We start from the raw sequence: 22,194 nt of genomic DNA, 5'->3' as shown, positions 1-22,194 counted from the left end.
AAACTCTCCTTTCCAAATTAAGGTATTAGCATGCAATAAACTTCGCCCTTTTAGCGCACTTTTAGCGGAATTGCCGGTGGTCAACAGAACCTAACATGGACTCAGTCTCTGCTATTTCGAAATTGTTAAATATGCCGGATATGGTAAGATCAGTGATATTATCCGTCTCGTAGGGAATGAAAAACCTTCTATAACCGAATTTTTCTGCAAAGAACGTCATGGATGAAGGAGTATTGTTCTCGACACCTTTAGACATCTCCCGGACAAAATTCTCCAAAAATTCCTCGTCGTCAAAAAAGGGATTATTGCTCATTATGGCAATCGCCTTATATCCTCCCAAACGCATCTGCCGATCCAACAGATCGCAAAAACATATGCCCGCTTTGACATCTTCGTCGTCCTTCAGGAAAGAGAAAATTAATTTTTCCATCGCCTTGGAATAAGAAAAAATCATAATAAAACCGAGGGGAGGAAAGGCCATATCTCTACCTGGATCTATGGTTTTATCGTATGTAACAACCCCAGCTTCTCCAAACTTAATTCCTTTCAAATATATGAATTCGCTCTCTAGTTCCATGGCGAAAAATGCTATGTCCTTCAAAAAACGGTCTGCACCACCTATAAAGGACACCGGCCTGTAATCGAGCCCGTAAGGTGTCCACATAGGCACTTCAAAGCTTACAATTTTATCCCACTGTGGCAACAACTTCATACTCTCTCCGTTTTAACCTCCCCTCTTTTTAATAACTTACCGACACTGACTATTAATTGGTCGATCTCTGGTTTCGTGATTTGACCGTCAGCTCCGACGCTTTGAGCTTTTCTTTTGATGTCTTCGGCCATGATAGAAGAGAAAACAATTACAGGTATATGTCGCAAACGCTCGTCTTCTTTAATTTTTTTCGTCAACGTCAAACCATCCATCTTCGGCATCTCTATATCTGTTATGACAAGATCGAAGATCTCCCCTTCATCGGACAGTCTGTCCCAGGCAGCTTTGCCGTGAGATACGGCCTCAACGTTATGAAAACCGCCTTTAGCCAATACATCCTGGATCATTCTTCTAATTAGAGGCGAATCCTCTACTACCAAAATTTTGTATTTATCCAAATCCCCCATTTGTCAATTGGCTAATGCCTACCCGCGAACTCCGTGATCTCTTTAAACCATTTTAACACCGGAAGACTCATCATTTTTTCATTCATTCGCCATTGCCAATTCCCATCGCTGCTTGCAGGCTTATTTATTCGAGCAAAAGAACCTAACCCTAGTATATCTTGATAGGGAATTATAACCAACTCTGCTACTGAGAGTTCAATCAACCTGATCAGGTCCCTGGCAACCGAACCGGGGCCTGTCTTGCGACCCAAAAGCAGGATCAAATTCCTAATTTCCCTGCTAGACGCCTCTTCTAAATACCACCCCAAAGATGTATTGTTATCCTGAGTTCCCGTATAGGCAACACAACGTTTTACATAATGATAGGGAGTATGAATGTTCCCTTGCGGATTGTCTAATCCAAAGAGCAAAACCCTCATGCCGGGTATGTCGTGGGCTGCCATGAAATCTCGAACGTCATCGGTTATGTCTCCAAGATCCTCTGCAATTATTGGGAGCTCCCCCAGACTATTTCTCAAGGCAGGTATAAGCTTCTCCGCCGGCCCTTTAAGCCACTTTCCGTTGACTGCATTGGGCTGACCAAAGGGAATTGCCCAATAGCCTAACAATCCTCTAAAATGATCGATTCTTACTATATCGTATAAATCCAAAGCATGCTTGACTCTCTTTATCCACCAGTCAAATCCATTGCTTTCGATGACGTCCCACCTATAAAGAGGGTTTCCCCAATACTGGCCTGTCGAACTGAAATAATCGGGAGGAACGCCTGCTACTTCAATGGGCATCCCGTCCTCTCCCAGACAAAATATATCCTGATTGGCCCACACGTCTGTGCTGTCGTGAGCTACGTACAAAGGCATGTCGCCAAATATCTCAATGCCTTTGGAGTTCGCATATTTATGAAGCCTCTTCCACTGGTTGAAAAATATATACTGGACGAACTTTTCTCTGTATATTTTTTCGGCTAATTCTTTTTTTGCTTTTTCAATCTCCTCAGGTTCCCGTCTCCTTAATTGCTCTGGCCAGAAATACCATGGTAGTTTAAAGTTGGATTTAATGGCCTTGTATAAACTAAAATCTTCGAGCCACCATGCATTGCCATCGCAAAATTTTTTGAAATCGTCGTCCGGAAGAAATCTTTCCAATGCTCTGTTGAACATATCATTTCGAACAACCGAAGCTTCCTCGAATTTTGCCTCTGAGTCCGCAAATTTAGGGGAGAGCTCCCACTCGTCTAAAAATTTATCTTGAATCAACATCTCTGGACTTACAAGCATAGGGTTACCCGCAAAGGCCGAAATGGAGCTGTAGGGCGAGAAACCGTAAATGCCGTCTGTGGGATTCAATGGCAAAATCTGCCACAGGGATTGGCCAAGTTCTTCAAGCAAATCTACGAAGTGATATGCCATTGGTCCCATATCGCCAGTACCCCAACCGGAGGGCAGAGATGTCAAATGAAGCAATATTCCGCTTTTCCTGCGATCAAAAAGAATCACATTTCACTCCTCTTCCAAAATATATATTTGTGGTCATTTTTGGTTTGCGACATTTCATGCCGTTTGGTAAAATGATATATCAAAATGACTGAATTGTGTGTATAATATTTTTGAGATAAAAATATCAATTTGACCTATACTCTAGGGTAATTTACTTCATAATCAAGGAGGTTCATGCAATGTCAGTAAAGTATGTTACTATCGATGGCAACGAAGCAGCCGCATCAACAGCTTACAGGCTGTCCGAAATTGCCGCCATATATCCCATTACGCCCTCTTCTCCAATGGGCGAACATGCCGATGAATGGGCGGCCAAGGGAGAGCCTAACGTATGGGGCTTCGTTCCCAGGGTTATCGAGTTGCAAAGCGAGGGCGGCGCTTCAGGTTCACTCCACGGAGCGCTTCAGGGGGGAGCTCTATCCACGACCTTCACTGCTTCCCAGGGATTGTTACTCATGATCCCTAATATGTACAAAATTGCCGGAGAACTGACATCGGCAACCATGCACGTCTCGGCAAGGACTATAGCCACTCACGCTCTATCCATATTCGGGGATCATAGCGATGTTATGGCAGTCAGACAAACGGGATGGGCTCTTTTAGCTTCGAATTCGGTACAAGAGGCTCACGATTTCGCTGCTATCGCTACCGCATCCACCCTCAAAAGCAGGGTGCCCTTTCTCCATTTCTTTGACGGCTTCAGAACTTCACACGAGGTAAATAAAATCGAGTTCATAAGCGATGATACTTTGCGACAAATGGTAGATTACGATATGGTTCTTGAGCACAGAAAACGGGCACTCTCTCCAGACAATCCCTTTATTCGCGGAACTGCACAAAATCCCGACGCCTTCTTCCAGTCAAGAGAGGGATGTAATCCTTATTACTCGGCCTGCCCGAAGATAGTGCAAGAAACGATGGATGAATTCGCTAAGCTGACGGGAAGGCAGTATCACCTCTTCGACTACGTTGGCGATCCTGATGCCGAACGGGTAATAGTATTGATGGGTTCAGGTGCCGAAACAGCCCACGAAACTGTAGAGTACCTGATTAAACAGGGAGAGAAAGTAGGTATCATAAAGGTCCGCCTCTACAGACCTTTCTCGATTGAGCACTTCATAAAATCATTGCCTGAAACGGTGAAAGCGATTGCGGTACTTGACAGGACTAAAGAATCCGGTAGCGCAGGAGAGCCGCTATATCTTGACATAGTAAATGGCATATATGAAGCAAAGCGTGGCGGTCTTTTGGACTCCGATTTCAATCCTACCCTTATCGGAGGACGATACGGCCTATCCTCAAAGGAGTTTACTCCAGCCATGGTCAAAGCGGTCTTCGACGAACTGAAAAAAACCGATCCCAAAAACCATTTCACTGTTGGCATTGAAGATGACGTTGCCAATACCAGCCTAAAAGTAGACGAAGGCTTTTCGATAGCAGACCCGCAATCGACTCGTGCCGTCTTTTTTGGTCTCGGTTCCGATGGCACGGTAGGGGCCAACAAAAATTCGATAAAGATAATAGGCGAAGAAACCGAACTTTACGCTCAAGGCTACTTCGTTTACGATTCGAAAAAGGCAGGAGGATATACCATCTCCCACTTGCGTTTTGGACCCAATCCAATTCGGTCCACTTATCAAATTGACAAGGCAAACTTTGTAGCATGTCATCAATTTGCTTTCACGGAAAAATTAAACGTTCTTGACATAGCCGAGGAAGGTGCCATCTTCCTTCTGAACAGCCCCCACCCTGCTGGGGAAGTTTGGAACCATTTGCCGCGGACAGTGCAGCGACAAATACTTGATAAAAAATTGCGCTTCTATGTAATAGATGCCTACAGCGTCGCAAAGGAAAAAGGACTTGGCCCGCGCATAAACACGATAATGCAAACCTGTTTCTTCTATTTGAGCAAGGTCATCCCCTTCGATCTTGCAGTGGAAAAGATAAAGAATGCTATCGTACAAACATATGGCAAGCGCGGCGAAGCAGTTGTAAACAAAAATATTGCTGCCGTCGATGCCGCTTTGGAGCATCTGCAGGAAGTAAAGGTTCCCGGAGAGGTAACAAGCGATTTCGATGTGAAACCGGCTGTATCCGACAAAGCTCCAGAATTCGTAAAGGAAGTACTCGGTCCCATGATGGTCCTGCAAGGGGACAAACTACCCGTAAGCAAGCTTCCGAACGATGGAACCTTCCCCTCCGGTACCTCTAAGTGGGAAAAACGCAATATAGCCGTCGAAATACCCAAGTGGAATCCGAGTGCATGTATCCAGTGCGGTCGATGCACCTTCATTTGCCCCCATGCCACGATAAGGGCAAAAGTATACGACAAGTCCTATCTGAAGGACGCACCGGAAGGATGGCAATATGCCGAAGCGAAATGGCCTCAATATAAGGATCAGGCCTTTACCATCCAAATAGCTCCGGAAGATTGCACCGGGTGCGGCAGTTGCGTCGCAAATTGCCCTGTAAGTAAAAACGATGATCCCACTAAAAACGCCCTTTCCATGGTCAGTCAGATCGACGTTCGCGAGGGAGAAATTCCAAAATGGGATTATTTCCTCTCCTTGCCGGAGATCGAGAAAGACAAATTAAACACTCAATCTCTAAAGGATTTGATGTTGGTTCAGCCTCTCTTCGAATTTTGTGGAGCCTGCGCCGGTTGCGGAGAAGCTCCTTACCTTAAGTTGCTCAGCCAACTTTACGGAGACAGAATTACGATAGCAAACGCAACTGGTTGCTCATCAATTTATTGTGGTAATTTGCCTACCACTCCGTGGACAACTAACAGGGAAAACAGAGGCCCGGCTTGGTCCAATTCGTTGTTCGAAGATAACGCTGAGTTTGGACTCGGCATGAGGCTGGCTCTAAATGCACGAAATGCGAGGGCAAAACAACTTCTAACCGAATTAGCGGGAGAAATTGGAGACAGGCTCGTAAGCGAGATTTTAAACGCTGATCAAAGCACCGAAGAAGGAATCAAAAAGCAACGCGCCAGAATCGATGAACTCAAGAAGACTTTGCGAAATATATCCGACATGAAAGCGAAAGAGCTTCTCCAAATTGCCGACGATCTCGTCAAAAAGAGCATTTGGATAGTTGGCGGAGACGGATGGGCATATGACATAGGTTACGGCGGGTTGGATCATGTGCTCGCAACAGGCGAAAATGTCAATGTCCTCGTGCTGGACACCGAGGTCTACTCAAATACAGGAGGCCAGGCTTCCAAGGCTACGCCTTTGGGAGCTGCCGCCAGATTTGCAGCTGCCGGCAAACCGACAGGTAAGAAGGATCTTGCCCTGATGGCCGTTACATATGGGAACATCTATGTAGCCAGAATCGCAATGGGCGCCAATCCGACTCAAGCAATAAAGGCTTTCCATGAAGCAGAATCCTATGAAGGAGCTTCTCTGATCATCGCTTACTCCCATTGCATATCCCATGGATTCGATCTCAAGCGAGGAGCAGAGCACCAAAAAATGGCTGTCGATTCCGGACAATGGATACTATTTAGATATGATCCAAGGTTAAAAGACGAAGGAAAGGCTTTTCAACTGGATTGCAAGGAACCTTCTCTACCGTTAAAAGACTACATGTTGTCAGAAACCAGATTCGCCATGCTCCACAGGGACTTCCCCGAGAGAGCAGAAGAACTTCTGAAAGAGGCCGAGGCGTTCAATAAGGAACGTTGGGCTCTTTACAAGGGCTTGGCCGAGGTCTTAAACAGAAAGTAGCCGCTCCTTTGCGCTGACGCACATCAAAGAGAGGGGATTATCCCCTCTCTTTGATGTTTTTATTCTATAGACACGCCCTTATAATTCATTCCACAATATGGTATATTAATACTCGAGACAAAAAGAGATCTGCAAAGGGGAGTGACGAAGATATGGCAAAGGGCACCTTTAGCTACATAAAATGGTTTGACGAACTTACAAAGGAAGACATACCCCTGGTGGGCGGCAAAGGAGCAAACCTGGGGGAAATGACAAATCACAGCATCCCTGTACCGCCCGGTTTTTGCATAGTGTCAAAAGCATATAAGGACTTTGTAACATTATCAAACATCAATAAAGTAATTAAAGACATACTATCAAAAATTAATTTCGACGATGCAGGAGATTTAGAAGAAAAGACCGCAAAAATAAGGAATTTAATGATCGAAACTGATATTCCAATACAAGTTGAAAGAGATATACTGCGAGCATATGCTGTCTTAGCAGAGCAAATCAACCTAAACGAACCGGAGGTAGCAGTACGAAGCTCAGCCACTGCAGAGGACCTGCCAGATGCATCCTTTGCGGGTCAACAAGATACATACCTTCACATTAAAGGCAAAGATGAACTTCTTAAACACGTCAAAAAATGCTGGGCATCTTTATGGACCTCCAGAGCCACTTATTATCGTCACATAAAGAGTTTCGATCATATGAGCGTGCTTTTGAGCGTAGTTGTGCAAAAGATGGTAAACGCTTCTAAATCTGGGGTAATGTTCACAATAAACCCCATTAGCAACAATCCCGACGAAATCATGATAAACGCAAGTTGGGGCCTGGGTGAAGCCATTGTGTCAGGATCGGTCACTCCCGATGAATATATCATAGACAAGAAAACACTTGACATCAAAGAAGAAAGGATTTCCCAAAAGACCGTCATGGTTATAAGAGAAGCATCGGGAGGAGGCACCACTACCGTAAATGTGAAAGACATTCTCGGCCCGGGCGCTATTTCCCAACCCTGCCTAAGCGAAGACGAGGTAAAAAAAATAGCATCCATGGGAAAGCGAATTGAAAACGTTTATGGATTCCCCCAGGATATAGAGTGGGCTATCGATAGAGATACAGGAGAGCTTTACATCCTTCAGTCAAGACCTGTAACCACCTTTAAACCCCAAAAATCGGAAGAGCCGATCCAATTTGACATAAAAACAGAGCCAGAAGTTCTGGTAAAAGGTCTTGCCGCTTCTCCAGGCATCGCCGTCGGCAAGGTGAAAAAGATACAAAGTATCGATGAGATAGGCAAAATCCAAGAAGGCGACATATTGGTCACTGCCATGACAAATCCCGACATGGTTCCTGCAATGAAAAAAGCAGTTGCAGTCGTGACCGATGAAGGAGGAAGGACTTGCCATGCAGCAATCGTTTCAAGGGAATTTGGAATTCCCTGCATCGTCGGCACACAAAATGCAACCGAAGTCCTGGATGACGGAATGACAGTCACGGTAGATGCAACAAGAGGTGTAGTATATAAAGGCGATAGGCTGCTCCAGCTGCAAGGGGAAAAACCAAAGTCTTCAACCCCAACCGTAGGAATATCGGAACAAAAGGTTAAAGAAATCGTCGAACAATGGGCTACGATAACAGGCACAAAGATATACATGAACCTTGGCGAGCCTGGTTTAATTGACAAATACAAAGAATTACCTTTTGACGGAATTGGCTTGATGAGAACGGAGTTTATCTTCACAGATATGGTTGGCATACACCCCATGTACTTGGTGAAGCAAAATAAAGGAGATATATTGATCAGCAGAATGGCAGAGGGAATAGCTGCAGTAGCCCAAGCCATATACCCAAGACCAGTAGTTGTCCGATTTAGCGATTTTAGGACCAACGAATTCAGGGGCTTAGAGGGCGGAGATGAGGTCGAACCGATCGAAAACAACCCAATGATAGGTTGGAGAGGGGTTTCCAGATATATTTCGCCCGAATACGAAGAAGGGTTTAGGTTGGAATGCAGGGCCATTCGTAAGGTTAGGGAAGAATACGGACTTACAAACGCATGGGTAATGCTCCCCTTCGTCAGAAACCTTTGGGAGCTGGATAAGGTGAAAGCCATCATGGCCTCTGAAGGATTAGAACAAGGCGGATCGCTCAAAGTTTGGATAATGGCTGAAGTTCCTTCCGTGGTGATGCTTGCCGAAGAATTTGCTAAAAAAGTGGACGGCATAAGCATCGGCAGCAATGACTTAACGCAGTTGACCCTTGGCGTCGACAGGGACTCGGGAATACTTAATCGCATGGGCTACTTCGACGAGCAAGATCCGGCAGTACTAAAAGCGATCGAAATACTTATTGACGCAGCTCACAAATACGGCAAGACCTGTTCCATTTGCGGACAGGCGCCATCGCTTTATCCTGGATTTGCGGAATTCCTTGTTCGGAAGGGCATCGACAGCATGTCCGTAAATCCCGATACCGTAGCCTACACCAAAAGGCTCGTGGCCTCCGTAGAGCAAAGGCTGCTGCTTGAAAGAGCTTTTGGCAAACAATAGGGAGTGAAAATAATGGCGATATTAAAACAGTCTAATGAAGTTGTAGTGCGCGAGAACATGAAGGGCGGATCGGGCAAGGTGTCTTTCTATTACGTTCCGATTCGGGACGATGAAGGAGCTGTAAAAATGGCATCGCGGATAGAATTAGAACCAGGAGCTTCAATAGGGTTTCATCAGCATGTCGACGATGAGGAAGTCTACGCGATATTATCGGGTAGAGGCATATTTACAGACGGCACAACTGAAGTCGAAGCCAATCCGGGCGATGTTTTCCTCACGCGCAAAGGAGAATCCCACAGCATTAAAAATAACAGCGACGTACCTTTGATTTTTTTCGCTGTGATAGCAAAGAAACAACAATAATAAATCAAAAAGGGACCAAAAGCTCCAAGTTTGGTCCCTTTTTGATTTGCCTTTTTATCAATTGGAGCGATATTTCTCAGACAAAGCGTTACATTTCGGAACCCCTATGAAATCAGTAAATTGCTTAAATGTCCACATGTGATCAAAAGCATCTCTATTAGTCCCTTTTTCTTTAATCTCTTGAGATAGCCCGTACATTGCTTGAGAGGCAGCAAACAGAAGACCTACAGGAAATATTACGATCTTATACCCCATTTGTCGTAGCTCGTTGGCGGATAGCATTGGAGATTTCCCACCCTCCGCCATGTTGGCTAATAACGGAATACCATGAAGTTCTTTTGCGATGTATTTGAATTCATCTACTGTATAGGGGGATTCTACAAATATGATGTCAGCACCAGCCTTATAATATTTTCTAGCTCTTGCAATCGCATCATCTAATCCCATGACAGCCCTAGCATCAGTTCTCGCTATTATTTTAAAATCATCATCCGTCCTGGCATCACAAGCAGCTTTTATTTTTTGAACCATTTCCTCTGGATCAACCACTTCTTTTCCCTCTAAGTGGCCACAACGCTTGGGAAAAGTTTGGTCTTCGATATGTATGGCTGCTACCCCACTTCGTTCGTACTCCTTTACCGTTCTATATACGTTCAAAGGATTGCCATACCCTGTATCTGCATCTGCTATAACGGGAATATTAACCGCTCCGGCTATACGTCTTGCGTTGTCAATGATTTCGGGCATGGTGATAAAACCCATATCAGGAAGACCCAATAGACTCGCAGAAGTCCCAAAACCCGTCATATACACACAATTATGTCCCGTTGCCTCAACTATGCGCGCAGATAACGCGTCATAACAACCAGGGGCTATGATTATATCTTCCTTTTCCAACATCTCTACAAATTGTCTTCTAACGTGTGATATTCTATCCATTGTCCTTATACACTTCCTTTAGCGTTTTTAACATATTCTATTAAACCGCCTAAACCCAGTATGTTTTTAATTGACTCCGGAAGGGGGGTAATTTTATATCTTTTACCCTTGGTTATGTTTTTCAGCTCTCCAAGCTCCATGTCGATCTCTATTTCGTCATTTTCGTCTATTTCGTCAACGGCATCCGCACACTCGACAAGGGGCAATCCAATGTTTATAGCATTGCGATAAAATATGGCAGCGAAGCTCTTTGCCACTACTGCTCCAACGCCGCACTCCTTTAGCGCCATAGGAGCGTGCTCTCGAGACGATCCGCATCCAAAGTTAATCCCCGCAACTAATATATCGCCCTTTTTGACCTTTTTCGGAAAATCGGGGTCTACACCCTCCATGCAGTGTTTAGCCAATTCCCTGGGATCGGTTATACTCAAATAAACTCCAGGGATAATTACATCTGTATCCACGTGATCTCCGTATTTCAATGCTTTACCTCTTATAATCACTTAAATCACCTCCGAAGGATGGGTCAGCTTCCCCGTTATCGCCGATGCTGCTGCCACAGCCGGGTTTGCCAGATAGACTTCACTACCTTTATCGCCCATACGACCGATAAAATTCCTGTTGGTTGTCGAGACGCACCGCTCTCCCTTGGCGAGTATGCCCATATGTCCGCCAAAACAAGGCCCACAGCCGGGCGGCAGAATCGTAAACCCGCTTTCAGTGAAAATTTCTATTAACCCCTCCTTTAGGGCTTGAGCAAAGACCTTTCTGCTGCCTGGCGCGATTAAACCTCTGACGCGAGAATGTATTTTCTTTCCCTTGACAATTTCTGATGCAATGCGCAAGTCGGTAATGCGCCCATTGGTGCAGGAGCCGATGAAGGACTGGTCGATTTCAATATCATTTACTTCCGATACGGGTACACCCTTGGAAGGCAAATGCGGCATAGCTACAATCGGTTCAAGTTCACCCAAATCTACGTCTATAACTTTTTTGTAGATCGCATCGGAATCGCTTCTATACTCACAGAAATCCTTCAGGCCCAAACTTTCTGTATATTCTTTTGTTACATCGTCATAGTTAAATATCCCATTGATCGCACCGCACTCTACGGCCATATTGCAAATCGAAAAACGCGAATCCATATTTAAATGTTTAGCGCCGGGACCATCAAATTCCAGAGATTTCCCCAATGCTCCGTCGGTACCCAGCAGGGATATTACGTACAATATTACATCTTTACCCGAAACCCATTTATTGGGTAAGCCCACCAACAAGACCTTAATTTGCTCTGGCACCTTAAGCCAAGTTTTGCCTAGAGCCATAATTCCCGCGACATCAGTACTTCCCATTCCCGTAGAAAAGGCACCCAGAGCACCGTAGGTAACCGTATGAGAGTCCCCTCCTATGATCAAATCTCCGGGCTTTACTATTCCATCTTCCGGCAAGACGACATGCTCAATTCCATAACCTGCATCGTAAAAGTGCTTGATTCCTTTTGCAACAGCAAAATCGCGCATTGTTTTGCACAGTTTAGCAGATGTCACGTCTTTATTGGGAGTAAAATGATCTAAAACTATAGCTATCTTGTTCTTATCGAAAACCTCTCCATCGCCCATCTTATCAAAGACCTCAACCGCCACCGGTCCGGTAATATCGTTCATCAGTAACATATCTACAGTTACATCAATGATATCCCCCGGTTTAAAGTCTCCTTGCTCGCTATGAGCGGCAAGTATTTTTTCGGTTATGCTACGATCCATTAGTTATTACCTCCATATTAAACATTATATAGTCTTATTCAATCTTAATTTTATATAAAATATTATAGAGTCTGTTGCTTAACCTGTAATCTTCAAAAGCCATCCCCATTAAGGACATGGTTTTTCATGCAGGCATTTTGAATCTTCCTTCGTTAAGCGTACGATTTATTCAAAAAGCAGTTACTATACAGCCAAAGCATATGTCACCTGTTTTTCAGATGGAGCAATTGCCAAGTTTTCACGGATCTTTTTATGAACCTTGTCAATTCCATACCGCCATAGTTTCAGGAGATTATATGCACTGCATATCATCTTCCACTCGCAGTTGCATGCTTCTAACTATAAACGCTAATATAAAACTGAGCCAAAAACGGCAGTAGTGCTCACGTAAAAGTGAGCCACCCCAACCAAAATTCCTCCTATCATGCAAACAAGACTGAAGCATGAAGGAGGAGGAAAAAGGATGGTGGTTGGGGTGGATCAGTACAAGTATATCAGGAAAATGGCGGCAGAAGAGGGACTCTCCCAAAGGGAGATAGCGAGGCGGCTTGGCATATCCAGAAACACCGTCGCCAGGTACTGCAAGGGCGAACACATGCCCTGGGAGGCTAAAGACAGGGGGCGTAAGCCTTCGGTAGTCACCGGTGAAGTGGAAGATTTCATCCGGTCCTGCCTCGATCGGGACAAGGACCCGGAAGTACCAAAGAAGCAGCGCCACACGGCGAGACGCATATACGAACGGCTCGTGGAGGAAAAGGGATTCACCGGGGGCGAGTCCACTGTCAGGAGATGGGTGAAACGGATACGTGACGAACCGTGCGAAGCATATATGCCGCTGCAATTTGCTTTGGGTGAAGCCGCCCAGGCGGACTGGGGAGAAGCCACATTCTACCTGCGTGGAGAAAGGACCAGGGCGAACCTGCTCTGCTTCAGGCTGTGCGGAAGTCGGCACATAGACGTTCGGGCATACCCCCGGAAGGACCTTGAAAGCTTTCTCGAAGGGCACATAGGGTTCTTCGAGCGCATAGGAGGTGTCCCTCGCACCATGATATACGACAACCTCCGCACGGCGGTGCTCAAGGACTGGGGCAAGCGAGCCGTCTGCCAGGAAAAGTTCGAGCGGTTCTCGGCCCATTATGCCTTTACGCCCCGGTTCTGCAACATCGGCAAGGGAAACGAGAAGGGTCTGGTCGAGGGGTTGGTGGGATACGCCCGCCGTAACGTCTTTGTCCCTCTGCCGTGGGTGGACTGTTGGGCGGAGCTCAACATCCCCTTGGCCGAGCGGTGCGACAGGTACAAAAAGCGCCATATCCGCGGCATGAACCTGAGCGTCGCCGAGCTCTTCGAAGCCGAGCGGAAGCAACTGCTTCCCCTTCCCGCAGTGCCCTACGAGGCGGCCCTGGTGAAGACTCTCAAGGTGGACCACTTCAGCACCATAGGCATAGACGGGAACCGATACTCCCTCCCGGTTGAACACGCGGGACGCCACGTGACGGCAAAGCTGTCCGCCTTCCGTCTCGAGGCCTTCTACCGGGGCAAGAAGATAGCCTGCCACAGCAGGTGCTTCGACAAGAAGCGTACCATCTACGAGCTGGGACACTACATCCCGCTTCTCGAGAAGAAGCCTCGCTCCGTCAACAACGCCGCCCCGGTGGCAGAACTCGAGGTCCCGCCACAGCTGCGTGAGTTGGCCGCGAGGTCGGAAGACCCCGACCGGGTCATGGTCCGCATTCTCAAGCTCTGCGCGGAGCACGGCCTCCAACGCGTCGCCGAGGCCGCAAGACGCGGGCCGGCGCTTTCACTCGACGCCCTTCGTCTGGCGTTGTGGGAAGAAGACGGCGGAAAGGTGGGAAAAGACCTGACCACGCAAGACGTCAGAGTCGAAACGGTGGACCTGAGTTCCTACGACCAGCTCCTGGAGAAGGCGAAATCATGAAACCCGACGTGGCGGCACGCATATCGATCCTCGCGAAGCGGCTGCGTACCCCTTCGTTTCGCGAATGCGGCCCGCTCCTGCGGGAGGCCCGGGAACAGGGCCTGGATTACGAGGCCTTCCTGCTTCTGCTCCTCGAGCAGGAGGTTCGGCAACGGGACGACAAGGCACGGCAGAAGCGGCTGCGGGCGGCCCGGTTCCCCCTGGCGAAAAGCCTCGACGAATTCGACATGTCCCGGCTGGTGAACGTTTCCGAAGCCTCACTCTGGGACCTGGCTTCCGGGGACTTCGTGGACCGCAGGCAGAACGTTATCCTCGTGGGGAACCCCGGTACCGGAAAGACTCATCTGGCCATTGGTTTGGGAAGGAGGCTCTGCGAGAAGGGATTCTCGGTTCGTTTCACACAGGCTGCGTCACTGGCGACGGAACTTTCCGAAGCCGCAGAGGACAAGGTGCTGGGACGGCTTCTCAAGACACTTGAAAGAGTCGATCTCCTGATTCTGGACGAGCTCTCCTACGTGTCCTTTACGAAAAGCCAGTCGGAACTCCTGTTCCATGCCTTGTCGGCAAGGAACGAGAAAGGGAGCGTGATGATAACGACGAATCTCGAGTTTTCCAAATGGACGGAGCTTTTCCCCGATCCCATGCTGGCGGCGGCTATGATCGACAGGATCACGCACCGCTCACATATCCTCGACATGAACGGGGCTTCCTATCGCTTGGCTGAGACGAAAAGACAACAGTCGAAGGGAGGTGGCTCAGTTTAAATGAGCACATGGCTCAGTTTTACATGAGCATGGGTGGCTCACTTTTGATGAGCACGTGGCTCAGTTTTATATGGACATTCGCATCTAACCCCCGACGCATGAACCTGTTAAAACCAAGCACTTCCTTGATATGTCCGAAGACAGGTTCTATTGTGGCACTGCGTTTCTTGTACAGTTTTCTACCTTCAGGAGTCAAAAGCTTATACTCCATGGTGGAAACTGGAGTAAGGGGCAAGGGTATTATCTTGCCATCTCTCCGGGCCTTGCGGGTCTTCATGATCCTGCTGTCAGGGTCGGTGATATTGGCCTTGAGCTTTTCGGGTTCTTCTTTCTCGACTTGTTCAGCACTTCTGGGTTTACGGCCACGCTTTTTCTTGCCGGTGGATTCCTCCTGGACCTCTTTAAGCCTGCGTAGTCTGCCTTCACGGGCATCCTCTTGGTCTGCTTCTTTGAAATATATCTTTATATCTTTCTTGAGGCCTGACTCGGTTCGGTTGGATGCCATGGATGCATCGGCCTTTATTTTTGTTCCATCTACGGAAACTGTACTGACATTGCAAAGTCCTGATTCGTAGCATATAGTTAAAACCTGAATAAACAGGCCTGCAAGTTCTGTGGCAAAGTTCTTACGAAAACGGTTTATGGTAGTATGGTCCGAATGATGGTCACCGGATATGATTCTAAAAGGCACGCTTTCAATACAAAGCTGTTCTATCTTTCTGCTTGATCTAACGCCGGTGCAGTATGAGTAAAAATACAAAGCTGTCATTATGGACGGATTATAGGCGACTCTTCCCTCTTTTTTCGGATTGTAGCGTTGATAGAAAGGGGTGAGGTCAAGATGTGAAACTATCTCCATTATGAACCAGAGGAGATAATTTTCCGGCAGCCAGTCTCTCATATCAGGCGGTAAAAGGTACATTTGATCTCTGTCGCTACTTATAAAGTTATATGCCATAAAGGTCCACCTCAGCTATTTTGTAGTGATTTGATTCATGGACTATTATAATGCATTTTGTCTGTGGATAACTTCATTCAGCAATATTTATGCAACAGGCTCTTAAGTTAATAATATAAATACGTACTGGCTTTTTCAGCAGACTCATTCACCTTATAATGAATCTAAACCATAAGATATATTAGTGAATTAGCTTTATGATTGTTAAAGAAAATGGTGGGAAGTAAGTCGTAATTAACAAAACAATAAAGCATACCGCCAAAAACGGTAATAAATCTTTTACAATCTTATTCATTGTTACATTAGTCATCCTGCAAGCAGTAAATAAATTAATGGCAAATGGAGGTGTGATCATTCCAATTTCCAAGTTTAATAACATAATCGCTGCAAAATGCAACGGGTTTACCCCATATGCACTCGCTAGGGGCCCTAAGATAGGTGTAAATAGCAAAATACTTGTATTAGTCTCTAAGAACATTCCTACAATTAAAAGCAAGATATTAACAATTATTAAAAAAACACCCTGAGATTGTGTTAAGCCCGTCATGAATTCGGTTAACTTTATTGGGATACCAGTATATGCAATCATTTGACTAACAGCATGTGCAACCCCAATCACCATCATAATTGACGCGCTTGAAACAGTTGATGATCTTGCTGTTTTCCACAAGCGCTGATCTGGGAGAATCTTAAAGATTTTAGGGTACAAAATCCATCCAATTAAAATTGCAACTGCAACTGCCACAGCTCCTGCTTCAGTTGCAGTGAAAACGCCACCGTAAACGCCACCAAAAATTATTATAGGTACTAACAACGCTAATAATGCAGGAGGTAATGCATTTGTAATGTCATGAAAATAAGTGACTATACTAAACTTCTTTACTTGTAATTGTTGTCTTCTTCCAACATGTATGTAATTTACAATAATGTACATTATTGTAAGAAGAATACCTGGACCTACAGTACAAAGCCATACATCAAGTACCGGCAAACCTGCTGTTATCGCATAAATCACACCTGGCACACTTGGTGGAATCAAAATACCTAAAAAACCTGACGCTGCCATTAATGTGGTTGTATACTCTTTAGAATATCCTGCCTTTATCATTTCTGGCATCATAATTCCTCCAATGGCACTTATTGTAGCTAGGGATGATCCCGTTATGGTTCCAAACAAAGCTGACGCAACAATTGCAACTGCACCTAAACTACCCCGTATTCTACCAATTATTGCACCTATAAATTTTAAAAGTGCATTTGATATACCTCCAGATGCCATTAAATCTCCTGCAAAAATAAACGCAGGAACAGCCAAAAAAGCAAATGAATCTATCCCACCAAAAATTGCTGGAGGTATTATTGCATAATCTATATTTGCCATTGCCATCGCAATCATTACCCCACAACACATGGCAAAAGCTATAGGAACCCGCAAAAAGGCAATAAAAAGAAAGACAGCTAAAAAAACTATTAGATAAATCATTTTTTCATCCCCCAATGCGACTTGGAATATGACTGTAATATTGCATCAAGATAATGAATGCACATTAGAATTAACCCCACAACCATTGCACATACAATCCAAGAAAGTTGAAGACCCATAGCAGGAGAAACTTGGTTTGTGATAGTAAGAAAATATGCATATTTAACACTATAGTATGCAAGAGTGCAAACTACTGCTAAACTTATCATATTTCCAATCACCTGAACAACTTTTATAAAGGCTTCTCTATGTCTTTCGCTCTTAATGAATTGTGAAATAGGATCTATTAAATTTATTTCAATATGACTTTTTTCATTACTCGCAATTGCTGCACCAAAAAAAGTTGTTATCACAAAAAGAAATCTCGCAAGTTCTTCTGACCAAGGAAGAGGAAGACGCAAAACATAGCGATATAGCACTTGAATAACCATTATAGACAACATTACAAGAAATACAGTAACTGATACAATCTCTTCCATACGCGTTAATGATTTCATACAAACACCTGCTTTCACAGACTATAATTTGCCATATCACCTTAAACTAGAACGGCAGAACCACATAAGCAACAGTGTCATGTGATCCTGCCGTTGATAAGCTTATTTAACGCTAAATTCGCTTTTAATTCTCTGCATTATATCTTTGCCATAAAGCTTTTCACTATAAGGATCATCCCAAACTTTATCTGCTACTTCCCTAAATTTTACATCTAATTCTGGGGTAATATCATGGATTTCCATGCCTTCCTGTTTCATTAGATCAACATATCTGCTAACATCCTCTCGGTTCCTTTTTATTTGCCATTTCCCAGCTTTAATCGCAGCATCTTCAATAATTCTTTGTTGATTAGATGTTAGTGATTCCCACGTCTTTTTGCTTATAACAATAGCTCCACCACTATATGAATGGTTGGTTTTAGTTAAATACTTTTGAAAGGAATAAAAACCATAAGCATATGTCAATATTGCTCCGTTGTCTTGCCCATCTATAGTTCCCTGCTGCAGAGCAGTACCAACTTCAGTTATACCCATAGGCGTTGGCAAAGCTCCTAATTCTTTGAAGAACTTTATGAACATCGGTGTTTCAACTGTTCTTATCTTTAAACCAACGATGTCTTCAGGTTTCAATATTGGCCGTTTATTGTTTGTTAACCACCTAAAATCATTTTCAAGAAAAGCTAAAAATTTAAATCCATTCTGTTCTAGCTTTTCTTTAACAATTTCGCCAAGCCATCCGTTAAAATAATACTTATCTACAGATTCATAATTTGGGAACAAGTAGGGTAAATTGACAAACCCAATTGCCGGCACAACAGTCGATAAACCAATATCACTAATCCAGCCCACTTCAAGCGTACCCGCTTGTACAGACCTTGCCATCTGTGTTTCGTTCCCTAAGACCCCGCCAAAATGCATTCGTGGTTCGATAGCACCGTTGGAAGCTTCTTTCACTTCCTTAACAAAGATCTCTGCTGCTTTGTATCGAGAATGCTCTGGGGTTGAAGATGCACCCATATTCAGAATTATCTCGGCCGCCAATACATGATCGTCAATAAAAAACAAAGAAACGCACACTACACATATCATTAGCAAAACACAACGATTCATTTTCATATCTTCCTACCTCCTCAAGATTATTTTACTTAATTATATTAAAACTATACCAATTTCCCTCGGCTTACTGAATACACGTCCCGTATTACAGTATTATAATCCACCTTATGGTTTTCTCGTTTTTCTCTTTCAGCAATCTTCTCCCTATGAAATTCAAGTATTTCCTTATCAAATGGCAGGTTGCCAGCATCTAGATACCTTAGAGCACCTTCAGCATCCCTTACAGGCATAACTTTACCTGCATTTCTAACACTAGGAGCAAAAGGCACATCAAGAACACCACTTTCAAAGGCTCTTACGACACCTATAGCCAAATCCCCTGACCCGAGTTCTATTACTTTGTCTATAATCGCATGAGTTTCCCTTTTTATCATATAAATCTCGTCTTTTAGCTTCTGGCTATCTATAGGCATCCTTTGGTTAATAAGCATGCCTATAGTTTGTTTTGTTGCTTTAATTCCCCCAGCATTTGCTTCTTTCGTTGGAATTCCCATTGCTTCCTGAGGCGATTTAACGATAGTCTGCTGCGCTCCACCTAAAGCAGCTGTAGCAGCACCAAGAACTATTACACCATAAGCTGCCTGTTCATCATGTGGGAAGGCACCCATCCATTGATCAAACTTTGATGTTAATACCATACTATACTCAAATTTGTTTAGATACTCTTGACCAAGTTCATTTAACATCCGAATAGCAGCAATGTCTTGAATTAAATTACCACCCTGACCATAACTAATACACATATTAGGTACACCTTGCTCTGCAGCAAGCAAGGCTTCTATAATTCCAACTGAAAGAGATACAGATGGAGGTACCAACGTTCCTGTTAATGCCCCAGACTCTTCCCTGTGAAGCACAACACCTCGATCTGCGTAATATCCAATTAATCTATCAACGTACTGCCAATTTTTTATCGAAACTTCTAGCGGAACGTCTTTACTGTATACCACATTAAAGCAGATACCGCCCCCATTGTAATCTGTCATCCCACCTGCAAAAACTATTTCAGCTAATATTCTGCCATCAACCGAACCATGTTTACATGTTATAGGAAGGTCAACAGCTTCACATAATTTTCTGCAACCCTTAACACCGTGATTCACTGCTGGAAACCCATTTAATAAAGATCTCCCCTCGGCATAACTTTGTTCCAAGGCCTGTTGAGCCTCATGGAAACGAAGATTACGCGTGTAACTGTCAACCGTAGCAGGTAACAAATCAGCTCCAGCATTTTGCAAATATTGTAGCAACTCTATCTGTCCTTCAACGGTCGCAACACCCCCACGAAATGCCACCAATGTCCTGCCTTCGTCTTTGGCCTTTTTTAATAATCGACCAGTATTTTTCATTTTGGGCATCGACAAATGGTATGCTACAGCTTCATCTAAGTCCACTTCGGCACCAGTAGCCCACATTTTCAATACTTCTGGACGACTTCTTAAAAATTCTTCTTCATCCCATTTTTCGTTCTTTAAAACAAGTTGTAAATCTTTCATTGATACTACCTCCTACACATTAAACTTCTATCTACCATCTTTTCACACGAAACCTGTTTTAAATCTTGCTTTAATATATGAATCGCCAATTCAGGATTAATCTCAGCCAATAATCCTATTGCATAAAATATATAATTTTTATCAATATACAACTTTGGATTTTTAGGTTTAAGGTATGAAGGATCATGCTCATCGAATAGGGCACCGCTTAAAATATAAGTCGGATTTTGCGCATTTACTAAAGGACCACCCGTACCAACTACAGCTTTAATTGATGTTAAATCTTTTCCATACTGGACAAAGACTTCCCCCATGGGGGTATAGTATTTTTCAAGTGTTCCACTATGTCTTTTGACCGCTATATCTACTGCACATCTTGCTAACGCCTGATCGAGGTTAATTTCCAATTCTGATTTTGGAACCATATAAGTCTTCCTTGCCCATAAGCTCAACGTTGATTCAATTACATCTACTTTCATTCCAGACATTTCTGAAAGAAGACTAACTCCCACTGTCTCCATTATATGAAGACAATTGAATCTTACCCCCAAATCTCCTTCCACAGTACGCTTTGAATAAGGCTCTGGAAGCCCTTTTAATATAACATCTCCTCGTGTGGGGTTTCCACTACAAACTGTATACACATCAGTCGTAGCTCCACCTACATCTACAACAAGAATTTCACCCATCCCAGTTTCTTCTCCAGCCCCCTCTGCTAATAGTTCAGTTGCTCGTAGAACAGCTTCAGGGGTTGGCATTAAAATTCCTTCCACAAATTCTTTTGCTTTATCTATACCTTTAGCATGAACAATTCTTTCAATAAAGACTTCGCGAATGCATTCTCTTGCAGGCTGAATGTTGAGCCTATTTATTTCAGGTAAAACATTTTCTGTTATTCTGACATCCTTACCCGCAGTTATAAAAATCTGCCTTATTCGTTCTTTGCACGCTCTGTTGCCAGCTACAACTATTGGTACATTTAACTCTAGGCTTGCTAATACTTTTGCATTATGTAGGATAACCTCCTCGTCTCCGCCATCTGTACCACCAGCTAAAAGTATAATATCAGGCTTTTGCATACATAATTCTTTTAAATCTTCCTCGGTTAACTTAAAAGCATAAGATCCAATTAGCTTTGCTCCCGCATTTAAAGCAGCTTTACGCGCAGCTTCAACTGTTAGTGTAGGCACTAGCCCAATGGCGATCATACGTAAACCTCCTGCAGCACTACTGCAGGCAACTCGTCTGCGAAAACTTAAATTTTCCTCCCCTAGAATATCTTTTAAGTTGTTTATTGCATTACTTAATCCAATCATAACATCACTATTAACTGTCGAAGGGGCTTTTGCAGTTGCTACAAAACATCCTTTTTGTTCACTAATTGCTGTGACCTTTGTATACGTACTCCCAAAATCTATCAACAATGTAAGATCCATAATATTGCACTCCCTAAAGTTCTACTTAGCTATTATACAAGATAAATCCTCTTGCAACCATTTAATAATATCATCTGGCATAGTTGTCTCTGAGCCTACTCTATCAAACCCCATTGCCTCAAATTTCGCCTTTACATCTTCCCAATTTTGTTTTCCTACAACCAAGTTACCGCCAACGTAAAGTTTCACCTTGTTTAAGCCAGCTTCTAAACATTTTTCTTTTAATCCTTTACAATCAAGTTCTCCATGCCCATACAAAGACGAAACTAAGATTACGTCAGCATTTGTTTCCTTTGCAGCATTGACAAAGTCTTCTTGTGAACAGAATATCCCTAAATTGACCACGTTGAAACCAGCCTCTCTTAATGCATACTCAATGATCTTATTTCCAACAACATGTATATCTGCCCCTATAACTCCCATTACTATTGTTTTTTGATTCATTGGAATACCTCCATTTAAATTAAATTATCGTCAACATACACAAGAAACTATTAAAAACACTTACTACTATTGTGTTTAATTAATATTTACTATCTAAAAGCAACTACATTGAT

18 protein-coding genes are annotated in these 22,194 nt (G+C 44.0%); 5 read left to right on the top strand and 13 right to left on the bottom strand.

The window, feature by feature from the left end:
* Window positions 1-61: 61 nt before the first annotated feature.
* From B3N34_RS00790 to malQ, 3 genes are read right to left on the bottom strand one after another with little or no spacing between them, the layout of a single operon-like run.
* Complete coding sequence (locus tag B3N34_RS00790; RefSeq protein ID WP_286973960.1) at window positions 62-712, bottom strand: hypothetical protein; 651 nt, start codon at window positions 710-712, stop codon at window positions 62-64.
* The gene (locus tag B3N34_RS00785; RefSeq protein ID WP_286973959.1) at window positions 709-1,110 is read right to left on the bottom strand and encodes a response regulator; all 402 of its coding nucleotides are present in this window, start codon (window positions 1,108-1,110) and stop codon (window positions 709-711) included. Before B3N34_RS00785 ends, B3N34_RS00790 begins: the two co-directional genes overlap by 4 nt.
* A 20-nt stretch (window positions 1,111-1,130) precedes the next feature.
* Window positions 1,131-2,615 (bottom strand): 4-alpha-glucanotransferase, encoded by a 1,485-nt coding sequence (gene malQ / locus B3N34_RS00780; RefSeq protein ID WP_286973958.1) that lies wholly within the window; start codon window positions 2,613-2,615, stop codon window positions 1,131-1,133.
* 179 nt (window positions 2,616-2,794) lie between these two features.
* Between malQ and nifJ the strand changes: the two genes are divergently transcribed.
* The 3 genes from nifJ (at window position 2,795) to B3N34_RS00765 (ending at window position 9,249) form a co-directional block, all read left to right on the top strand.
* Entirely contained in the window at window positions 2,795-6,349 is a 3,555-nt protein-coding gene (gene nifJ / locus B3N34_RS00775) for a pyruvate:ferredoxin (flavodoxin) oxidoreductase (protein WP_286973957.1), read from the top strand.
* A gap of 152 nt (window positions 6,350-6,501) precedes the next feature.
* Window positions 6,502-8,886, top strand: coding sequence for a phosphoenolpyruvate synthase (ppsA, locus tag B3N34_RS00770; protein ID WP_040348955.1), 2,385 nt, complete (start codon window positions 6,502-6,504; stop codon window positions 8,884-8,886).
* 12 nt (window positions 8,887-8,898) lie between these two features.
* Entirely contained in the window at window positions 8,899-9,249 is a 351-nt protein-coding gene (locus B3N34_RS00765; RefSeq protein ID WP_286973955.1) for a cupin domain-containing protein, read from the top strand.
* Between the two features lie 57 nt (window positions 9,250-9,306).
* On the opposite strand, the gene B3N34_RS00760 is transcribed toward B3N34_RS00765, so the two are convergent.
* The 3 genes from B3N34_RS00760 to B3N34_RS00750 are packed head-to-tail and all read right to left on the bottom strand — an operon-like array spanning window position 9,307 to window position 11,951.
* Window positions 9,307-10,188: an isocitrate lyase/PEP mutase family protein gene (locus B3N34_RS00760; RefSeq protein ID WP_286973954.1), complete on the bottom strand. Its 882-nt coding sequence runs from the start codon at window positions 10,186-10,188 to the stop codon at window positions 9,307-9,309.
* A 5-nt stretch (window positions 10,189-10,193) separates the two neighbouring features.
* Window positions 10,194-10,691 carry a 3-isopropylmalate dehydratase small subunit gene (locus B3N34_RS00755; protein ID WP_286973953.1) on the bottom strand — a complete coding sequence of 166 codons (498 nt, stop codon included), beginning with the start codon at window positions 10,689-10,691 and terminating at the stop codon, window positions 10,194-10,196.
* Complete coding sequence (locus tag B3N34_RS00750; protein ID WP_286973951.1) at window positions 10,692-11,951, bottom strand: 3-isopropylmalate dehydratase large subunit; 1,260 nt, start codon at window positions 11,949-11,951, stop codon at window positions 10,692-10,694. It abuts the gene before it with no gap.
* 463 nt (window positions 11,952-12,414) lie between these two features.
* Between B3N34_RS00750 and istA the strand changes: the two genes are divergently transcribed.
* Together istA and istB are read left to right on the top strand one after the other, a co-directional pair.
* Window positions 12,415-13,887, top strand: coding sequence for an IS21 family transposase (gene istA, locus B3N34_RS00745; protein ID WP_286973949.1), 1,473 nt, complete (start codon window positions 12,415-12,417; stop codon window positions 13,885-13,887).
* Window positions 13,884-14,651 carry an IS21-like element helper ATPase IstB gene (gene istB, locus B3N34_RS00740; protein ID WP_286973947.1) on the top strand — a complete coding sequence of 256 codons (768 nt, stop codon included), beginning with the start codon at window positions 13,884-13,886 and terminating at the stop codon, window positions 14,649-14,651. Before istA ends, istB begins: the two co-directional genes overlap by 4 nt.
* A 19-nt stretch (window positions 14,652-14,670) precedes the next feature.
* Here istB and B3N34_RS00735 read toward each other — a convergent pair whose 3' ends face one another.
* The 7 genes from B3N34_RS00735 to glmS all read right to left on the bottom strand — a co-directional run bounded on the left by B3N34_RS00735 (window position 14,671) and on the right by glmS (window position 22,081).
* The gene (locus B3N34_RS00735) at window positions 14,671-15,609 is read right to left on the bottom strand and encodes a transposase (RefSeq protein WP_286973945.1); all 939 of its coding nucleotides are present in this window, start codon (window positions 15,607-15,609) and stop codon (window positions 14,671-14,673) included.
* A 181-nt stretch (window positions 15,610-15,790) separates the two neighbouring features.
* On the bottom strand, window positions 15,791-17,092 hold the full coding sequence (locus B3N34_RS00730; protein ID WP_286973943.1) for a TRAP transporter large permease: 1,302 nt from the start codon (window positions 17,090-17,092) through the stop codon (window positions 15,791-15,793).
* On the bottom strand, window positions 17,089-17,589 hold the full coding sequence (locus B3N34_RS00725; protein WP_286973940.1) for a TRAP transporter small permease: 501 nt from the start codon (window positions 17,587-17,589) through the stop codon (window positions 17,089-17,091). Before B3N34_RS00725 ends, B3N34_RS00730 begins: the two co-directional genes overlap by 4 nt.
* A 102-nt stretch (window positions 17,590-17,691) precedes the next feature.
* Complete coding sequence (locus B3N34_RS00720) at window positions 17,692-18,705, bottom strand: TRAP transporter substrate-binding protein (protein ID WP_286973938.1); 1,014 nt, start codon at window positions 18,703-18,705, stop codon at window positions 17,692-17,694.
* A gap of 44 nt (window positions 18,706-18,749) precedes the next feature.
* A complete protein-coding gene (locus tag B3N34_RS00715) occupies window positions 18,750-20,201 on the bottom strand; it encodes a methylaspartate mutase subunit E (RefSeq protein WP_286973935.1) in 1,452 nt (483 codons plus the stop codon).
* A 5-nt stretch (window positions 20,202-20,206) separates the two neighbouring features.
* Window positions 20,207-21,637 (bottom strand): methylaspartate mutase accessory protein GlmL, encoded by a 1,431-nt coding sequence (glmL, locus tag B3N34_RS00710; protein WP_286973931.1) that lies wholly within the window; start codon window positions 21,635-21,637, stop codon window positions 20,207-20,209.
* A gap of 21 nt (window positions 21,638-21,658) precedes the next feature.
* Window positions 21,659-22,081 carry a methylaspartate mutase subunit S gene (glmS, locus tag B3N34_RS00705; RefSeq protein ID WP_286973929.1) on the bottom strand — a complete coding sequence of 141 codons (423 nt, stop codon included), beginning with the start codon at window positions 22,079-22,081 and terminating at the stop codon, window positions 21,659-21,661.
* Between the last annotated feature and the right edge of the window lie 113 nt (window positions 22,082-22,194).

It is taken from the genome of Acetomicrobium sp. UBA5826, from assembly GCF_002433005.1.
Taxonomy (GTDB): Bacteria; Synergistota; Synergistia; order Synergistales; family Acetomicrobiaceae; genus Acetomicrobium.
The sequence above is the reverse complement of the archived record's forward strand: the minus strand, read 5'-3'. Positions and strand labels throughout refer to the sequence as shown.

Coding starts and splice junctions, on each gene's coding strand:
- B3N34_RS00730 (WP_286973943.1), bottom strand. CDS start 17,092: ATGATTTATCTAATAGTTTTTTTAGCTGTCTTTCTTTTTATTGCCTTT.
- glmS (WP_286973929.1), bottom strand. CDS start 22,081: ATGAATCAAAAAACAATAGTAATGGGAGTTATAGGGGCAGATATACAT.
- B3N34_RS00715 (WP_286973935.1), bottom strand. CDS start 20,201: ATGAAAGATTTACAACTTGTTTTAAAGAACGAAAAATGGGATGAAGAA.
- istA (WP_286973949.1), top strand. CDS start 12,415: ATGGTGGTTGGGGTGGATCAGTACAAGTATATCAGGAAAATGGCGGCA.
- glmL (WP_286973931.1), bottom strand. CDS start 21,637: ATGGATCTTACATTGTTGATAGATTTTGGGAGTACGTATACAAAGGTC.
- B3N34_RS00765 (WP_286973955.1), top strand. CDS start 8,899: ATGGCGATATTAAAACAGTCTAATGAAGTTGTAGTGCGCGAGAACATG.
- B3N34_RS00735 (WP_286973945.1), bottom strand. CDS start 15,609: ATGGCATATAACTTTATAAGTAGCGACAGAGATCAAATGTACCTTTTA.
- B3N34_RS00750 (WP_286973951.1), bottom strand. CDS start 11,951: ATGGATCGTAGCATAACCGAAAAAATACTTGCCGCTCATAGCGAGCAA.
- B3N34_RS00760 (WP_286973954.1), bottom strand. CDS start 10,188: ATGGATAGAATATCACACGTTAGAAGACAATTTGTAGAGATGTTGGAA.
- nifJ (WP_286973957.1), top strand. CDS start 2,795: ATGTCAGTAAAGTATGTTACTATCGATGGCAACGAAGCAGCCGCATCA.
- B3N34_RS00725 (WP_286973940.1), bottom strand. CDS start 17,589: ATGAAATCATTAACGCGTATGGAAGAGATTGTATCAGTTACTGTATTT.
- istB (WP_286973947.1), top strand. CDS start 13,884: ATGAAACCCGACGTGGCGGCACGCATATCGATCCTCGCGAAGCGGCTG.
- ppsA (WP_040348955.1), top strand. CDS start 6,502: ATGGCAAAGGGCACCTTTAGCTACATAAAATGGTTTGACGAACTTACA.
- B3N34_RS00790 (WP_286973960.1), bottom strand. CDS start 712: ATGAAGTTGTTGCCACAGTGGGATAAAATTGTAAGCTTTGAAGTGCCT.
- B3N34_RS00720 (WP_286973938.1), bottom strand. CDS start 18,705: ATGAAAATGAATCGTTGTGTTTTGCTAATGATATGTGTAGTGTGCGTT.